This is a genomic window from Aeromonas sp. XH (assembly GCF_033348475.1).
In the GTDB taxonomy this organism is placed as follows: domain Bacteria; phylum Pseudomonadota; class Gammaproteobacteria; order Enterobacterales; family Aeromonadaceae; genus Aeromonas; species Aeromonas sanarellii.
In genome coordinates, this window is the sequence record NZ_CP137630.1 from 3,890,221 (window position 1) to 3,905,877 (window position 15,657).

Annotated in this window: 17 protein-coding genes; 7 read left to right on the top strand and 10 right to left on the bottom strand. The window is 66.7% G+C overall.

The annotated features are described in order from the left end of the window. Positions 1-80 precede the first annotated feature (80 nt). Complete coding sequence (locus R2B70_RS17955; RefSeq protein WP_318162134.1) at positions 81-1,349, top strand: O-acetylhomoserine aminocarboxypropyltransferase/cysteine synthase; 1,269 nt, start codon at positions 81-83, stop codon at positions 1,347-1,349. 106 nt (positions 1,350-1,455) lie between these two features. Next, positions 1,456-2,085: a glutathione S-transferase family protein gene (locus tag R2B70_RS17960; protein ID WP_318162135.1), complete on the top strand. Its 630-nt coding sequence runs from the start codon at positions 1,456-1,458 to the stop codon at positions 2,083-2,085. A 131-nt stretch (positions 2,086-2,216) separates the two neighbouring features. Here the strand turns inward: R2B70_RS17960 and R2B70_RS17965 are convergent, their stop codons facing one another. Then, positions 2,217-3,392 carry an iron-containing alcohol dehydrogenase gene (locus R2B70_RS17965; RefSeq protein WP_318162136.1) on the bottom strand — a complete coding sequence of 392 codons (1,176 nt, stop codon included), beginning with the start codon at positions 3,390-3,392 and terminating at the stop codon, positions 2,217-2,219. 191 nt (positions 3,393-3,583) lie between these two features. Between R2B70_RS17965 and R2B70_RS17970 the strand changes: the two genes are divergently transcribed. After that, positions 3,584-4,168, top strand: coding sequence for a hypothetical protein (locus R2B70_RS17970; protein ID WP_318162137.1), 585 nt, complete (start codon positions 3,584-3,586; stop codon positions 4,166-4,168). 102 nt (positions 4,169-4,270) lie between these two features. Here R2B70_RS17970 and R2B70_RS17975 read toward each other — a convergent pair whose 3' ends face one another. The 4 genes from R2B70_RS17975 to R2B70_RS17990 all read right to left on the bottom strand — a co-directional run bounded on the left by R2B70_RS17975 (position 4,271) and on the right by R2B70_RS17990 (position 6,389). Next, a complete protein-coding gene (locus R2B70_RS17975; RefSeq protein WP_042077531.1) occupies positions 4,271-4,699 on the bottom strand; it encodes a hypothetical protein in 429 nt (142 codons plus the stop codon). 194 nt (positions 4,700-4,893) lie between these two features. Next, a complete protein-coding gene (locus tag R2B70_RS17980; RefSeq protein ID WP_318162138.1) occupies positions 4,894-5,640 on the bottom strand; it encodes an SDR family oxidoreductase in 747 nt (248 codons plus the stop codon). Positions 5,641-5,682: 42 nt separating this feature from the next. Next, positions 5,683-5,919 carry a DUF3624 domain-containing protein gene (locus R2B70_RS17985; RefSeq protein ID WP_318162139.1) on the bottom strand — a complete coding sequence of 79 codons (237 nt, stop codon included), beginning with the start codon at positions 5,917-5,919 and terminating at the stop codon, positions 5,683-5,685. Then, entirely contained in the window at positions 5,916-6,389 is a 474-nt protein-coding gene (locus R2B70_RS17990; RefSeq protein WP_318162140.1) for an N-acetyltransferase, read from the bottom strand. The genes R2B70_RS17985 and R2B70_RS17990 overlap by 4 nt, the downstream gene beginning before the upstream one ends. Positions 6,390-6,575: 186 nt before the next feature. Here R2B70_RS17990 and R2B70_RS17995 point away from each other — a divergent pair, with 186 nt between their 5' ends. Next, entirely contained in the window at positions 6,576-8,015 is a 1,440-nt protein-coding gene (locus R2B70_RS17995) for a RimK family protein (protein ID WP_318162141.1), read from the top strand. Between the two features lie 57 nt (positions 8,016-8,072). Here R2B70_RS17995 and R2B70_RS18000 read toward each other — a convergent pair whose 3' ends face one another. The 3 genes from R2B70_RS18000 to R2B70_RS18010 all read right to left on the bottom strand — a co-directional run bounded on the left by R2B70_RS18000 (position 8,073) and on the right by R2B70_RS18010 (position 10,754). Further along, complete coding sequence (locus R2B70_RS18000) at positions 8,073-9,689, bottom strand: alpha-amylase family protein (RefSeq protein ID WP_318162142.1); 1,617 nt, start codon at positions 9,687-9,689, stop codon at positions 8,073-8,075. A 124-nt stretch (positions 9,690-9,813) separates the two neighbouring features. Continuing rightward, positions 9,814-10,086, bottom strand: coding sequence for a DUF2442 domain-containing protein (locus tag R2B70_RS18005; RefSeq protein WP_318162143.1), 273 nt, complete (start codon positions 10,084-10,086; stop codon positions 9,814-9,816). Positions 10,087-10,283: 197 nt separating this feature from the next. Further along, positions 10,284-10,754, bottom strand: coding sequence for an Lrp/AsnC family transcriptional regulator (locus R2B70_RS18010; protein ID WP_042077514.1), 471 nt, complete (start codon positions 10,752-10,754; stop codon positions 10,284-10,286). A gap of 155 nt (positions 10,755-10,909) precedes the next feature. On the opposite strand from R2B70_RS18010, the gene R2B70_RS18015 reads away from it, so the two are divergent. Continuing rightward, entirely contained in the window at positions 10,910-11,428 is a 519-nt protein-coding gene (locus tag R2B70_RS18015) for a tyrosine-protein phosphatase (RefSeq protein ID WP_318162144.1), read from the top strand. Between the two features lie 4 nt (positions 11,429-11,432). Here the strand turns inward: R2B70_RS18015 and metA are convergent, their stop codons facing one another. Continuing rightward, positions 11,433-12,383, bottom strand: a complete 951-nt coding sequence (gene metA / locus R2B70_RS18020) for a homoserine O-acetyltransferase MetA (protein WP_042077510.1) — start codon at positions 12,381-12,383, stop codon at positions 11,433-11,435. A gap of 144 nt (positions 12,384-12,527) precedes the next feature. Between metA and R2B70_RS18025 the strand changes: the two genes are divergently transcribed. Beyond that, a complete protein-coding gene (locus R2B70_RS18025; protein ID WP_209793737.1) occupies positions 12,528-13,766 on the top strand; it encodes an HD-GYP domain-containing protein in 1,239 nt (412 codons plus the stop codon). A gap of 28 nt (positions 13,767-13,794) precedes the next feature. After that, the gene (locus R2B70_RS18030; protein ID WP_318162145.1) at positions 13,795-14,958 is read left to right on the top strand and encodes a CinA family nicotinamide mononucleotide deamidase-related protein; all 1,164 of its coding nucleotides are present in this window, start codon (positions 13,795-13,797) and stop codon (positions 14,956-14,958) included. A 9-nt stretch (positions 14,959-14,967) separates the two neighbouring features. On the opposite strand, the gene R2B70_RS18035 is transcribed toward R2B70_RS18030, so the two are convergent. Further along, positions 14,968-15,483 (bottom strand): metal-dependent hydrolase, encoded by a 516-nt coding sequence (locus R2B70_RS18035; protein ID WP_318162146.1) that lies wholly within the window; start codon positions 15,481-15,483, stop codon positions 14,968-14,970. Positions 15,484-15,657 lie beyond the last annotated feature (174 nt).

A 15,657-nucleotide genomic window follows, 5' to 3' on the forward strand; every position in this document is an offset into this window, starting at 1 on the left:
GGGTGGTTTACATCGGCGCCGGGCCTGCTAGATTGGACGGCTATCCATCCATAATGGCGACATCCAACAAGGAGTGTGTGATGAAAGATGCGACCCTGGCCCTGCACCACGGCTTTGCCCACGATCCCGCCACCAAGGCGGTGGCCGTACCCATCTACCAGACGGTGGCCTACGAGTTCGAGAGCGCCCAGCACGGGGCGGATCTGTTCAATCTGGCGGTGCCGGGCAACATCTACACCCGCATCATGAACCCCACCAACGACGTGCTGGAACAGCGGATGGCCGCCCTGGAAGGGGGGATCGCCGGCCTGGTGGTCTCGGCGGGTTCCGCCGCCATCACCTACGCCATCCAGGCGCTGACCGCCGCCGGCGACAATATCGTCTCCACGCCCCAGCTCTACGGCGGCACCTACACCCTGTTTGCCCACATGCTGCCGAGCTTCGGGGTCGAGGTGCGCTTCGCCAGGGATGACAGCGCCGAGGCCATCGCCGCCCTCATCGACGACAAAACCAAGGCGGTCTACTGCGAGAGCATCGGCAACCCGGCCGGCAACATCGTCGATCTGGCGGCCTTCGCCAAGGTGGCCCACGCCCGCGGCGTGCCGCTGATTGTCGACAACACGGTCGCCACCCCTGTGCTGTGCAAGCCCATCGAGCACGGCGCCGACATCGTGGTGCACAGCCTCACCAAGTACGTGGGTGGCCACGGCAACTCCCTCGGCGGTGTCATCGTCGACTCGGGCAAGTTCCCCTGGGCGGACCACGCCGCGCGCTTCCCCCAGCTCACCCAACCCGAGCCTTCCTACCACGGGGTGGTCTATACGGAGGCCTTTGGCCCGGCGGCCTTTATCGGCCGGGTACGCACAGTGCCGCTGCGTAATACCGGTGCGGCGCTCGCCCCCATGAACGCCTTCCTGCTGCTGCAGGGGCTGGAGACGCTCAGCCTGCGCATGGAGCGCCACGTGGACAACGCCCTGCGGGTGGCCCACCACCTCAAACATCACCCCAAGGTGGCCTGGGTCAGCTACGCCGGCCTGCCGGGCCACCCCCACTACCCGCTGGCGGAGAAGTACATGGCCGGCCGCCCCTCTGCCATCCTCTCCTTCGGTCTGAAGGAGGGCTACGAGGCGGGGGTGCGCTTCTACGATGCCCTGAAGATCTTCAAGCGGCTGGTCAACATCGGGGATGCCAAGTCCCTGGCCTGCCACCCCGCCTCCACCACCCATCGCCAGCTGAGCGAAGAGGAGCAGGCCAAGGCCGGGGTCAAGCCGGAGATGATCCGGCTGTCGGTGGGGATCGAGGCCATTGAGGACATACTGGCGGACCTGGATCAGGCGCTGGAGGCCTGAGCCAGCAGCAGAGCGGGGGCAGCCCCGCTCTTTTCTTCTGTGAGCCGGTGAACCAGTTTCAGTACCGGCGCGTATCATGCCCTTCCGTCACCCCGTCGAGGTTCCCATGATAGTCCTGCACCACCTGAACAAATCCCGCTCCCAGCGCATCATCTGGCTGCTCGAAGAGCTGGGCCTGCCCTACCGGATCCAGGCCTACCAGCGCGATGCCGCCACCTTCCTGGCGCCCCCCGAGCTCAAGGCCATCCACCCCCTCGGCAAGTCGCCGGTCATCGAGTTTGACGGGCGCGTGCTGGCGGAATCCGGTGCCATCACCGAATACCTGATCGCCCGCCACGCCCCCGAGCGGCTGGCGCCGGCCCCCGACAGCCCGGAGTACGCCGAGTACCTGCAGTGGCTCCACTTCGCCGAGAGCTCCGGCATACTGCCGCTGCTGCTCGACATCTTCGTGCGCAAGGATGGCAGCCCGATGCGCTTCCTGCCGGGCTACGCCAGGGCCGAGTGCGCCAAGGTGCTGGGCTATCTCGATGAGGTGCTGGCCAGCCGCCGCTACCTGGTGGCCGATCGCCTCACCGGCGCCGACATACTGAACTCCTTCCTGGTGGACCTGCTGGCCCAGAACGACCAGCTGGCGCACTTCCCCCACCTGCAGGCCTACTGGCAGCGGCTCAACACCCACCCGGCCCGCCAGAAGGCGGCGGCGCTGGAGCGCGAGCTGGACCAGAGCGCCGAATAAGCGGCTGTGCGACAGGCAACACCATGCAAAGCGCCCCGATGATCGGGGCGTTTTTTCGTTGACCAGCCAGTGATCAGAGGGTGTGGAAGAGGATCCACGCCACTATGGTTGCCAGGCGCTGGCCCCCTGACTTAAAGCGCGTGGGAAAGGATCCTGGCTACCTTGTCGGGATCGATGTCCTGCTGCTCCCCAAGCGCCGTCAGGCCGAAGCGCTTGAGGTTGGAGCAGATCCCCGGGATGCAGCGCGCATCCAGGCCGTAGTCGGCGAGCCGGGTGCCCACCCCCATCTGCCGGAAGAACTGCTCGGTGCGGATAATCGCCTCCTCGATGCGCAGCGCCCTGTCCTCCCGGGTCGAGTGCCATACCCGCTCGGCGAACTGAGCCAGCTTCTCCTGCTTCTGGGATGCCTGCTCCCGCAGCAACGAGGGCAGCACCACCGCTAGGCTCTGGGCATGATCCAGCCCGTGCAGGGCGGTGAGCTGGTGACCGATGGCGTGGGTGGACCAGTCCTGCGGCACGCCGCGCCCGATGAGGCCGTTGAGCGCCAGGCTGGCCGCCCACATCAGGTTGGCGCGCACCTGGTAGTTGGCGGGCTCCGCCAGCGCCCGCGGGCCGTTGTCCACCAGCACCTGCAACAGCCCTTCCGCCAGTCGGTCCTGCACCTCGCCCCCCACCGGGAAGGTGAGGTACTGCTCGATGATGTGAACGAAGGCATCCACCACCCCGTTGCCCACCTGGCGCGGCGGCAGGCTGTAGGTGGTAGTGGGATCCAGCACCGCAAACACCGGCTGCACCAGCGGGTTCATGAAGGAGAGCTTGGCCTCCCCCCGACTCACCACCGCGGCCGGGTTGCTCTCCGAACCGGTAGCCGGCAGGGTCAGCACGCAGCCGAGCGGCAACGCCGCCTCGACGGGGGCCTTGTGCAGCAGGATCTCCCAGGGGTCCGCCCCTTCGAAGCAGGCCGCGGCGGCCACGAACTTGCTGCCATCCACCACGGAACCACCGCCGACCGCCAGCAGGAAGTCGATGCGCTCGCGCTTGACCAGGGCCACCGCCTCCATCAGCTGATCGTACTGGGGGTTGGCGCCGATGCCGGGAAACTCCTGCCACTCCCGCCCCTCCAGCGCCTGGGTCAGCTGCTCATAGACCCCGTTTTGCTTGATGCTGCCACCGCCGTAGAGCACCAGCAGGCGGCTGCCGGCCGGGATCAGCTCCGGTAACCTGGCGATCTGGCCCTCGCCGAAACAGACGCGGGTGGGGTTGGCATATTGGAAGTTGTACACGGCAGAGCCCTCGGTTGAATGCATGCAGGGGGATTGTGCGCCCGCCGTGCCACCAGGTCAAAACGAGAGCGCGCCGTCAAAACGGCGATGACCTGCATCCGGCATGATGGTACTCAGGTGCGACTTTGCTATGTTGGTAGCGGGGAGCGGCGTGTCGCCCTTCCCGCCGTCATGACCCCTCTCGGGGTCCCGTTCCCAGCCACAGGGTCTCAATCATGAAACTGAAGCACGCATGGATTGCCGGAGCGCTCGCCCTCTGCACTCATCCCCTGATACAGGCCGCCCAGGTGACCACCAATGTGGCGGTCACCCCGGGCCAGGCCAGCCTGGCAGAAGAGCTGACCGCCGAAGCCACGGTGACCGCCATCGACCTGGCCGGCCGCAAGGTCAGCCTCAAGAACGCCGAAGGCAAGGCGTTCGATCTGGTCGCCGGGGAAGAGGTGGCCAACCTCCAGAACCTCAAGGTGGGGGACGTGGTGGCCTTGCGATACCTGCAACTGCTGGATCTGACGCTGCTCAAGGGCACCGCCGGGGTGAGAAAGCGGGTGGTGGAAGTGGAAGGGGGCAAGGCCGCTCCGGGAGAACAACCTGCAGCGGGCGCCGGCATGCAGGTGACCATCTATGCGGACGTCATCGACGTCGACAAGGCGCAGCAGACCATCAGGGTCAAGGGGGTGGACAAGACCCTCAGCATCCAGGTGAAGGATCCGGCCCAGTTCGCCCTGATCGCCAAGGGGGATCAGATCAAGGCGGTGCAGACCACGGCCATCGCCATCGGGATAGCGCCGAAACAGCCCTGATCCCCCCTGGGCAGGGAGGGACACGACCCTCCCTGCTTTATCCGGCCCGGCGCCCCCGGGAGCTCGACGCCTTGTCCCCTGGCGCCAGCCTTGCCAATCCCGTCACGCCTGAACGGGCGACGACTTGCCGGTGAGGCGATCCATGGCCGCCTTGAGCATGGCATCGCGCTGCTCGGTGAGCCCTTGGGTCTGGCTCTCCCGTTCCTCGTCCGAGAGCGTCTTGTCGTCGGCCAGGCGCTTGATCTGGCTCTCGAGATCGTCAAATTTCTTGCGATCGAAGCCCAGGGCCTTGTCCACCATCTGCTGCACCCGCGCATCCTTGACGCCGCCGGTCAGGGCCGCACTCTTGCCATTCCTGGCCAGATGCTCATAGGTGAGGGCCTGCTGCGCCTTGCCGGTCAGCGCCTGGCTGGAGAGACTGACCTGCTGAGACCAGCCGCTCTGCTTGTCGTCGCTGTCGCCAAGGGTGGCCAGGGCACGGCTCTGGGACGCACTCTGGGCGAGCTGCTGACCATAGGGTTTGATATCCATGAAGACTCCACGCTGACTGCCGGTCGCACCGGCCTTTGGGGCCCCTCGCCCCGCCATGGCCAGGATGCAGCAAATTGCGGGCCAACTTGAGTACCGCGCGCCAGACAACCCAGGGCGACGGCACCCGGCAGCGGCGCCATAAAAAGAGGCGCCGAAGGGCGCCTCTCTTGGGTTGGTGAGTCACCAGAGCGGCCTCAGCGGCGGCTGATATGCAGCGGGCCGAAGGTCTGGGCCACCGGCATGATCTCGATGCTGTTGATGTTGACGTGGGCGGGCTGCTCGCTGATCCAGCGCACGGTATTGGCGATATCCTCCGGCTGGATGGCCTGCACCCCCTGATAGACGGTGGCCGCCTTGGCATCGTCCCCGTGGAAGCGCACGTTGGAGAACTCGGTGCCGCCGCACAGGCCGGGCTCCACGTTGGTGACACGCACCGCCGTGCCCGCCAGATCGGCGCGCAGGTTGAGGCTGAACTGCTTCACGAAGGCCTTGGTCGCGCCGTAGACGTTGCCACCCGGATAGGGGTAGGTGCCGGCGATGGAGCCGATGTTGATGACGTGGCCGCGGTTGCGCGCCACCATGCCCGGCAGCAGCAAGCGGGTGATCAGGGTGAGGCCGCTGACGTTGGTGGCAATCATCTGCTCCCAGTCCTCGAGATCTGCCTTGTGGGCGGGCTCCAGCCCCAGGGCCAGACCGGCGTTGTTGACCAGCAGATCCACCTCCTGCCAGGCGGTCGGCAGCCCGGCGATGGCGGCGCGGGTGGCGGCCTTGTCCTGCACGTCGAACACCAGGGGCAGGAACTGCTCGCCCAGCTCCTCGGCCAGGGCGGCCAGACGCTCGGCGCGGCGACCCGTGCCGATCACCCGGTGGCCGGCACTCACCAGCAGACGGCTGATGGCCTCACCAAAGCCGGACGAGGCGCCCGTTACCATTGCAATCATGTGAACCTCCATTGTTATTTGTCTTCTTGAAAAATCAGCACCTTATCTGTCGCTTTTCACCAGTTTGCGCCATGCAAAGGCCGCCAGATGTAGCAGGAAGAGACCTGAGCCCCCGAGCGCAAACAGCAGGCCGGTCAGGGCGTTGACCGAGGTGTTGGCCCCGCACCACCACCACGCCAGCCAGCCGACGACCCCGGTGAGAAGGGTCTGGACGGCACAGACCGGGCAGCGCCCCAGCCTGGCCCTGATGGCCGTGGCCAGGCAGTCATCGCAGCTCATGATGGGTCCTGCCCCTCGTCATCCAGCACCAGCACCAGGCGGTGGGCATGCTGGCCGGGCCCGTAGTAGTCGGGCAGCCGCAGCCTTGGGCGAAACCCCAGCCCCTGATAGAGGGTTCTGGCCTCGGGGTTGGCGTCGGCGACTTCGAGCCGGATGGCCCCCCACCCGGCCTCGCGACCTTCCCGGATCACCTGCTCCAGCAGGCGGCGTGCCCAGCCCTGGCGGCGCACCGTCCAGCGGATGGCGAGGGTCTGGATGATGAGGCGATCCCAGCCTTTGTGCTCCAGCACGCTCAAATAGCCCATCACCTGCGCCTTCTCGTCTTGCAGCAGCAGGGTGCGCCCCTTGGCCTGATTGAGCAGATAGTGCCAGCGGCTGCGGCCGAAGGCGACCTCGGGGGGAAAGCAGTAGCGTTCCAGCTTCACGATGGCGCCCAGATCGTCGGTTCGGGCGACGCGCACGGTCAACACGGGGAGTCCTTGTTCGGTTATTTATCCTCAGCACCAGAAATGCGACTTGTATCACAAGTTACCAAGGCAGAATATTAGGCACTGTAACCTCTTGTTTCCCCTCGCGCCATTGTCGTGCTTGTCGGTGCATCGAAGCCCACTGGGGATACTGCCGTTTCTGGCAGCCCTTTCTGTGGAGCCGAAAATATGAGTACCTATGTCATCGTCGAGGAGGCGGGCGACTGGCCCTGCCATGCCGACTATCTGCTGACCGCCCGCACCTACCTGCAGCACGGCCTGCCCACCACAGGGGGGCGCCCGCGCATCATCAACCTCTGCCGCTCGCTGGAACACCTGAGCGCCGGCTACTACTGCTCCCTGCTGGCCCAGGCCCGCGGCCACCACTGCCTGCCGGGATTGCAGGCCATCAGCCGGCTGCAACCCCAGCAGCCCCCCGCCAAGCTGTGGCGCAAGCTGCAGGGCTGGCTGGCCCAGCAGAGCGAGGACAGGATCCGGGTGCGCGCCATCTTCGGCCAGTGCGAGCAGAGCGAGCTGGCGGGGCTCGCCCGCTACTACTACGGCCTGAGCCAGCTGCCGCTGCAGGAGCTGACCCTCAAACGTGGCCGCCACGGCTGGTCGGTGCGCCAGCAGGAGAGCCTGTCGCCGCTGGCACTGAGCCCGAGCGAGAAGGCGCTGATGCTGCAGCACGCCCAGGCCCTGGCCGGTGCGGGGGACGAGGAACAGGCGGCGCCGCGCTACCAGCTCGCCATCCTGGTGGATCAGGGGGATGGTCGCGCCAGCAGCGATGCCCTGGCGCTCGAGCGCTTCATCGAGGCGGCCGCCGCCCAGGGGATCCGGGCCGAGATCCTGGCCTCCTCGGCCATCGAGCGGCTGCCGGAGTTCGACACCCTCTGGTTGCGCGCCGAGACCGCGGTGGGCCACTACACCTTCGAATTCGCCCGCCGCGCCGAGCAGCTCAAGATGCCGGTGATCGACAGCTCCCGCGCCATCCTCGCCTGCAGCAACAAGCTCTACCTCTACGAGCTGATGGTGCGCAGCGGTGTCCCCATGCCCCCCACCATGGTGGTGACCCGGCGCGGCCGCCAGCACGTGGACGAGCTGGTGCAGCGCCTCGGCCTGCCACTGATGGTGAAGATCCCCGACGGCGCCCAGGGGCGAGATCTCGCCATGGCCAGCGACGAGCAGCAGCTCGCCCGCCTCTTGGACGAGGGGCTGGCCCGCTCCGCCCTGCTGCTGGTGCAGAGCCGGATCCCCGCCGAGTTCGACTGGCGCATCGGCTTTCTCGACGGCTCGCCACTGTTCGCCTGCCGCCGCTACCGGCCGGAGCCCGGCAACCGCATCCGCCGCCGCAAGCACCCCCTCGACATGAGCCGGATCGAGGCGCTGCCCCTTAGCGAGGTGCCGGAGCGGGTGCTGCAGACCGCCCGCCGCGCCGTCCACCAGCTCGGCAACGGCCTGTTCGGGGTGGATCTGCGCCAGCAGGGCCAGGGCTGCGTGCTGCTGGAGATCATCGACAACCCCTGGATCCGGGGCGACATCGAAGACAGGGAGGCCAAGGACCTCTACGAGCGCCTCGCCCGGGCCTTCCGCCTGCGGCTGGAGAACCGGGGGCAGGGCGCCTCCTGACCCGCCAGAAACAAGAAGGGCCCCGTAACGGGGCCCTCTTCATTGCCGGGACAGGCGTCATTGTAGCAACAGGAAGCGCCCGGTCAGGGGTGGCAAGTCCACCGTCAGGCTGCTGCTCCCCAGGGTCAGGCGCTCGCCGCTCTGCAGATCCACCAGGGCGCTGCCGCTGCGCAGCTTGGCCAGGGGCAGGCTGTAGCTCTGGGGCGTGCTGGAGACGTTGAGCAGGTAGACGATCTGCTCGCTCGCCGTCTGCTTGAGATCGCCGTAGACGCTGCCGTCCGCCACCAGCTTGACCCGCTCCCCCTGATAGAGGGCGGGATGCTTGGCGCGCAGGGCCAGCAGCTCACTCAGCCACTGCTTGAGCTCGGCCTGCTCGCCGCTCGGGACGAAGCCGGTGACACCGGGCACCTTGCCGTCGCTGCGGGCCACGTGATCGTCGCACAATCCCTGGGCCGCACAGTCACCGCTCACCTGGGCAGCAAAGCCCGGCACCTCGTCGCCAAATTCCTCGCCGTAGTAGAGGGTGATGGGACCGGAGCGGGCCGCCAGGAAGCTGAAGGCCGCCTTGTGGCGCTGCCAGTAGTCCGCCTGGTTGAAGTTGCCACGCTCCAGCAGATCGCCGAAGCGCACCAGATCGTGGTTGCCCAGCATCAGGTTCGGCATGGCGTGGTTCGGGTAGTTCTCCAGCCTGTTCCAGCTGGCATCGAGCACGCTGGCCCCCTGCCCGCCCTTGCCGGACTCCTCCACCGCCAGCGCCTGCACCAGGCCGTAGCGCAGCGGGAAGTCGAACGCCGAGGAGAGCGCCGGGTTGTCGCTCGAGCCATAGGCCTCGTTGCGGATGTCGTCGGCCCCCTTCCACACCTCCCCCACCATGTAACCGAGCGTGCCCCACTGCAGGCCGGCGGCCTTGCGTGCCGCGCTGGCCTGCTCCACCTCGGTGCGAATGGCGCGCCAGTCGTCGAGGCCGAGCTGATAGGCCTGATCGAGGCGCCAGCCGTCGATGCCGTACTGCTCGATCCAGTAGCGGGCCACCTCCTTGAAGTAGGCCAGGCTCTCGGGCTGGCTGTAGTCCACCAGCTGGCCCGGGTAGCCGGCGCCACCGCTCTTGAGGGTGGGCAGGCGCCCCTCCGGCGAGGGCTTGCTCACCCCCACCTTGTTGACGTGGCCGAACACCCCGTCGAGGAAGACATGGAGCCCGCGCTGGTGGGCCGCGTCCACCAGGGTCTTGAGCTGGGCGTTGCTGCCGAAGTTGGGATCCACGTTGAAGAAGTCGCAGGCGAAGTAGCCGGTCGCGTCCAGCCGGTCATCCCCGGCCTGGCCGGCGCAGGAGTCGAACACCGGGGTGAGCCAGATGGCGTTGACGTTGAGGCTCTTGATGTGGTCCAGGCTGTCTATGATCCCCTGCAGATCGCCGTTGTGCCGGGAGGGGCCGTAGCCGACGCCGTAGTTGGCGCTGCCGTCGCCATCGACGAAGGACTCCACCATCACCTGGTAGGTTCTCAGGTTGCAGGCCGGCTGATCATCCCCGTAACAGGCGCGGGCAGCAGCCGGGGGGTCAGGATTGACCACCGGCGGCTCGGTCTCGGTGCTGGAGCCACCGCCCCCGCTGCCGCAAGCCGTCAGTAACAGGGCGGCCCCGATCAGGCCGCCACGACGCAACGTTCCTTGTTTCATTGTTATCTTCCCGCTGTGGTGGTGTCGGCGCAAAAGGCGCCGCCTTTGAGGCCATGATAACGGCCGGAGCAGAGCGGGTCTGTGACTGAAAACGTTACCTGCTCAACGAGTTAGCAGGCCACGCTCAATGCGCATTGCGATCGTGGAAGGCATAGCGCTCGTCGATGGGCAGGATCAGGTGGTAGACCTCCTGGGCCGACAGGGTGCAACCTGCGGGCCACTCCAGCTGGTGGCGGCGATTGATGAAGACCCGGGCGAAACGTCGCTCGGTGTCGATGGCGGCAAACAGGGGCTGGTGGCGCCAGGGGGTCAGATCCAGTACGCCCGTGACGCCGTCGGAGAGCACCACGAACAGGCACCATCCCCGCAGATATTCCACATCGATAAAGACCGGCATCCCTTCGGCTCCGATTGAGAAATTCGGCGCCATTATAGGCAAGCAACCCTCCCCGCTTTGCCGGGAGGATCACAGTTTTTTCAGCCGTTTATCTCGTAGTAGCCCGGGCTGGCCCCGGATCCGCCCGTTCCGGCTGCCGCCGGAGGCAGGTCAGGCCACCTCGCGCACCTTCACCCCTCGCCATGGACGAAGGAGACTCAGGCATGGGGGAAGCAGGGCAGGGAGCGGCTGAACCTGTGCTCGAACACCAGGGAAGTCTCGAGGTGCACCACCTCTTCGCGGGAGGTGAAGTGGTCGAACACGAAGTTGCGCAGGTGCTCGGTGTCGGAGACGCACAGGTGCACCAGGAAGTCATCCTTGCCGCCCATGTGGAACAGGCTGATCACCTCGGGCAGCGCCAGGATGGCGTCGCGAAACGCATCGATGATCTGGCGGCTGTGGCGCGCCAGCTGCAACGAGACCATGGCCTGGATGTGGCCACCCAGGGCCTGGTAGTCCACCTCGCAGTGTGCCCCCTTGAGCACCCCGTCCTGCTGCAGCTTGCGCACCCGCTCCAGGCAGGTGGACGGCGCCACCCCGACCAGGGCAGCCAAGTCCTTGTTGGTCATGCCCGCATCGCGAAACAGATGGGCCAGGATGTCCAAGTCCAGTTGATCCAGGTTTCTCATCTCTACTCCTTCCATCGCTCGATTTTTTTAGACTCTGCCCGTAAACCGGGACGAACACAACGCGGATTGACATCGCCCCCGGCGCCCCTATGCTGTGCCGCACCCCAGCGGGAGGCCAAGCCATCCCGCCTATCCCAGCCACCACGAGGCCCCCCATGCTCAGTGCCCACCCCTTCTGGAGCCTGGAGGTGTTGCGCCTCGACGGCCAGCTGTTGCTCACCCCCTGCCCCGGCAGCCAGCAGGTCCCCATGGAACAGGCTCTGGCCCAGTTGCAGCTGGCCGGTGCCGGCGGAGTGCTCACCCTGATGACGCAGGCCGAGCTGGCCGACCTCGGCATGGGAACACTCGGCTCACGGGTGGAGGCCAGAGGCATGGGCTGGTTCCACCTGCCCGTCGCGGACGATCAGGCCCCTGACGCCGCCTTCGAGCGGGCCTGGCCCAGGGTGTTGCCCGAGCTGCTCGCCCTGCTGCGGGAGGGGCGCCACCTGGCCATTCACTGCCACGGGGGGAGCGGTCGCACCGGGCTGGCGGCGGCCCTGCTGCTGATGAGCCAGGGCCAGCCCCAGCAGGAGGCCATGACCAGCATCCGGGCCAGGCGGCCCCGCGCCTTCACCCTGGCCAGCCACCGCCACTGGCTCGACACCCGGGGACGGCGGCTGGCCGGGGCCGACTGAGGCGTTACTGCCCCTTGGGCTGCTGGTAGGTGAACACCTTGCCGATGTCTTCCACCCTGTAGCTGGTCAACTGATAGACGTAGTAGTTGAGCCAGTTGGAAAACAGCAGGTGACCGTGGCTGCGCCAGGTGGCGCGCGGGGTCTGGTCCGGGTCGTTGTCCGGGTAGTAGTTGACCGGCACCACAGGGGAGAGGCCGGCCGCCAGATCCCGCCGGTACTCGCCGTCCAGGGTCAGGGCATCGTATTCCGGGTGACCGGTGACGAACACCTGGCGGCAATCCTTGGTCGCCGCCAGATAGACCCCCGCCTCCTCGGACTCGGCGAAGATCTGCAGATCGGTGTGGGCACGGATGAGATCCCCGTCGAACGCCGCGTAGCGGGAGTGGGGGGCGACGAACTCGTCGTCGAAGCCGCGCAGCAGCGGCTCGTGCTCGTCGAGGCGGTGGTGACGATAGACCCCGGAGAGCTTCTCGCCGTGGGTCTGCTTCTCCATGCCATAGAGCGCCTTGAGCGCCGCCTGCACCGCCCAGCACAGGAACAGGGTGGAGGTCACGTGCTGATGGGACCACTCGATGATCTCGACGATGCGGGGCCAGTAAATCACCTCCTCGAACTCCACCAGCCCGAGCGGCGCCCCCGTGATGATCATGCCGTCATAGTTGTTGCCGCGCACCTGTTCGAAGTCGTGATAGAAGTTCTCCAGGTGCGCCTGGGGCGTGTTTTTCGACTCCCGATCGTCGATGCGCAGCAGATCCACGTCCACCTGCAACGGCGAGTTGGAGAGCATTCGCATCAGCTGGATCTCGGTCTCGATCTTCTTGGGCATCAGGTTGAGGATGAGCACCCGCAGCGGGCGGATGTTCTGGGTGACGGCCCGGGATTCCGTCATCACGAAGATGTTCTCCTGCCCCAGCACTTCGGCGGCGGGCAACTGGTCCGGGATCTTGATCGGCATGCTGACTCCCTGTACTGCATCGGTAAATATGTCTGGACATCTAGAAGCCTATAATAAAGCGCTCATCCTGTCATCAGATACCTTTTGTATTCACCCCGGCCTTTGACTAGCATACGGCTCAGTGTGTATCTCGTGCCCAACCCCATGACAGGAATCAAGATCTCGGTCGACCGGCTGCAAGTCGGCAATTACGTCTCCCTGCCGCTAGGGTGGCGTGAACACCCCTTCCTGTTCTCCAGCTTCAAGCTCAAGAGCGAGGAGGAGATAGAGCTGATCCGTCGGCTCGGCCTCAAGCTGGTCACCATCATCCCCGACAAGAGCGACACGCCCCCCAAACCCCTCGGCCAGGACACATCCCACGAGGATGACGGCGAGGCGCTCGTCGCCCGCCAGCAGGTGATGGAGCAGGAGAAGACCCGGCGCATCGAGCAGTTGCAGCGCTATCGCCGCGATCTGCAGCAGTGCGAGAAACAGTTCCGCCAGTCCCTGGCCCAGGTGCGCAACCTGATGGGCAAGATCCAGTCCCGCCCCCTCAACGCCATCTCCGAGGCCCAGGAGCTGATCAACGCCATGACGGAGCAGCTGCTGTCGGTGGACGAGATGGTGCTGCACCTGGTGTCGGACAGCGCGGACGGCAACAGCCTCCAGTTCCACTCCCTCAACGTCAGCGTGCTCAGCATGCTGCTGGCCAGGGAGTGCAAGTTGCCGGCCGAGGCGATCCGCCAGGTCGGCATGGGGGCCCTGTTCCACGACATCGGCAAGCTCAAGCTGCCGAGCCAGCTGCTGCGCAAGACGGAGCCGCTCACCAAGCCTGAGCTGAACCTGATGGCCCAGCACCCGCGCTACGGGCTGGAGCTGCTGAGCCTGGCCAAGGATTTTCCGGATCCGGCCAAGCTCATCGTGCAGCACCACCACGAATACCTGGATGGCAGCGGGCCCCAGGGGCTCAGGGGCACCCAGCTCGATCCCCTCACCCAGATCGTCTCCCTCATCAACGAGTACGACAACCTCTGCCACCTGCAGGCCAAGGTACCCTATTCGGCCCTCGGCAGCCTCTACAAGCAGCGCAAGGCCCAGTTCAACGCCGATCACCTCGGCATGCTGATCCGCCTGATGGGGGTCTACCCCCCGGGCAGCGTGGTGCAGCTCTCCAACGGCCAGGTGGGCCTGGTGATGTCGGTCAACGCCTCCCGCCTGCTCTACCCCGCGGTACTGGTGTATGATCCCCGCATCCCGCGCCAGGAGGCAGCCATCATCGACCTCGACGAGGCCGGGCTGACCATCGCCAAGGTGATCCACCCCAAACGCCTGCCCCCCGCGGTGTTCGAGTACCTCAACCCGCGCACCCGGATCAGCTACTACTTCGAACACGGCAAGCCCTGATCGGGCGCCGCCCACCCAAGGAGTCCCCATGCGCATCGAGATCATCAGCACAGGCGACGAGATAGTGACCGGCCTGGTGGTGGACACCAACGCCGCCTGGCTCAGCGCCCTGCTGCTGGAGCAGGGCTGGCAAGTGCGCCGCCGCGCCACCGTGGGGGACAACCTCGCCGACCTGAAGGCCGTGCTGCGCGAGAGCAGCGAACGCGCCGAGGTGGTGCTGGTGTGCGGCGGCCTCGGCCCCACCGCCGACGACCTCACCGCCCAGGCGGCAGCCGAGGCGTTCGACCAACCCCTGACCCTGTTCCCCGACTGGCTCGCCACCATGGCCGAGCGCTACGCCAGCCGTGGCCGCACCATGGCCGCCAGCAACGCCAAGCAGGCCTGGCTGCCACAGGGTTGCGAGATCCTCGACAACCCGGTGGGCACCGCCTGCGGCTTTGTGGTCTGCCACCCGGCCGGCCAGGGCCAGAGCCGGCTGTTCTTCACCCCAGGCGTGCCGTTCGAGTTCAAGCAGATGGTGCGCGAGCAGATCATGCCGCGTCTCAAGGCGCTGGCGGGGGAAGCGACGGATACCGAGCTGCGCCGCTTCTACACCTTCGGCATCTCGGAATCCGCCCTCTCGGACCGGCTGGATGCGGCCCCCTGGCCCTCCGGCATAGAGCTGGGCTACCGCTCGTCCATGCCGCTCATCGAGTTGAAGCTCATCGGCCACGGGGCCAGCGCCGCCGACATGGATGCCGCCGAGGCGCGCCTGCTGGGGGAGATTGCGCCCTGGCTGGTGGGACGGGGCAACGAGGAGCCGGCCAGCCAGATCCTGGCCCTGCTGGGCGCGCGGCCGCTGCACCTGCGAGAAGGGGAGAGCCGGGGCGCCCTGCTGGCCATGTGCCATTTCCACCCCGGGCTGGAGGCGCACTTCAGCCACAGCCTCCCCGCCGACCTGATGCAGCTGGCGGTGCCCGCCGCGCCCCTGAGCCTCACCATAGGCCGTGCCGGGCCGGACGGCGTGCCGCTGCTGCTGTGCGCCGACGGGCGGCAGTTTGGCCAGACCCTCAAGGTCAGCCACCCGGATCCCGAGAGCGGGCGCCGGATCCTCGCCTTCGCCGCCCTCGACATGCTGCGCCGCCACCTGCAGGGGCTGCCGGTGCTCGCCGACTACCTCACCCTGACGAGAACGGCCAGGCGCCAAGGCTGAACCTTCGCACTAGAAGGCGGCAAACCCCAGCTCCCCGTGGACCCAGTACCCGGCGAGCGCCAGGGTCAGCAGGCAGAAGGCCCTCTCGTAACCCCCGCCGCTCCTGAGGGGCAGGCCGGGCAGGCGAAAACGCCGACGCCAGGGCCAGAGCAGGGGAATCCCCATGGGGGTGAGCCAGTCCCCCAGCAGATGGCTGAGATAGCCCACGATGAGGGCATCCTTCACCGCCCCCGACAGCAGCCAGGGGGCCTCCACCTGTGCCAACCCCCAGACCCCCATCCCCACCGCCAGCAGGCTGTGGGTGAAGCCGCGATGGCCGAACAGGCGGGAGAGGGGCCCCGAGAGCCAGGGCAGCTGTCGCCCGAGCAGGGAGTGGGGATGGTCCAGATCCGGCAGCAGGGCGCTGGCCAGGGCCATGGGGACCAGGTGCCAGAGGCTGGCATCGGCCAGGGCCGGGGTGAGCTCGGCCTTGTGGGCAAGCAGGACGCAGGTGACGGAAAACAGCAGGTGGCCTTGGGCGGTCATGGGGCTCGTTCGGTTGGACAAAAAAAGGGGCTGGTCGGTGGCGACCAGGGCCATCTCCCTGGGGCGGCGGCAAATTAAAATCTCTCTCTTCCTGCCTAGCAAGGTGAATCGTATTGCCACTCTCAACTTGATTGACACTCTGGATAGCGAAAGCATAAAAATTCAGCATATTGC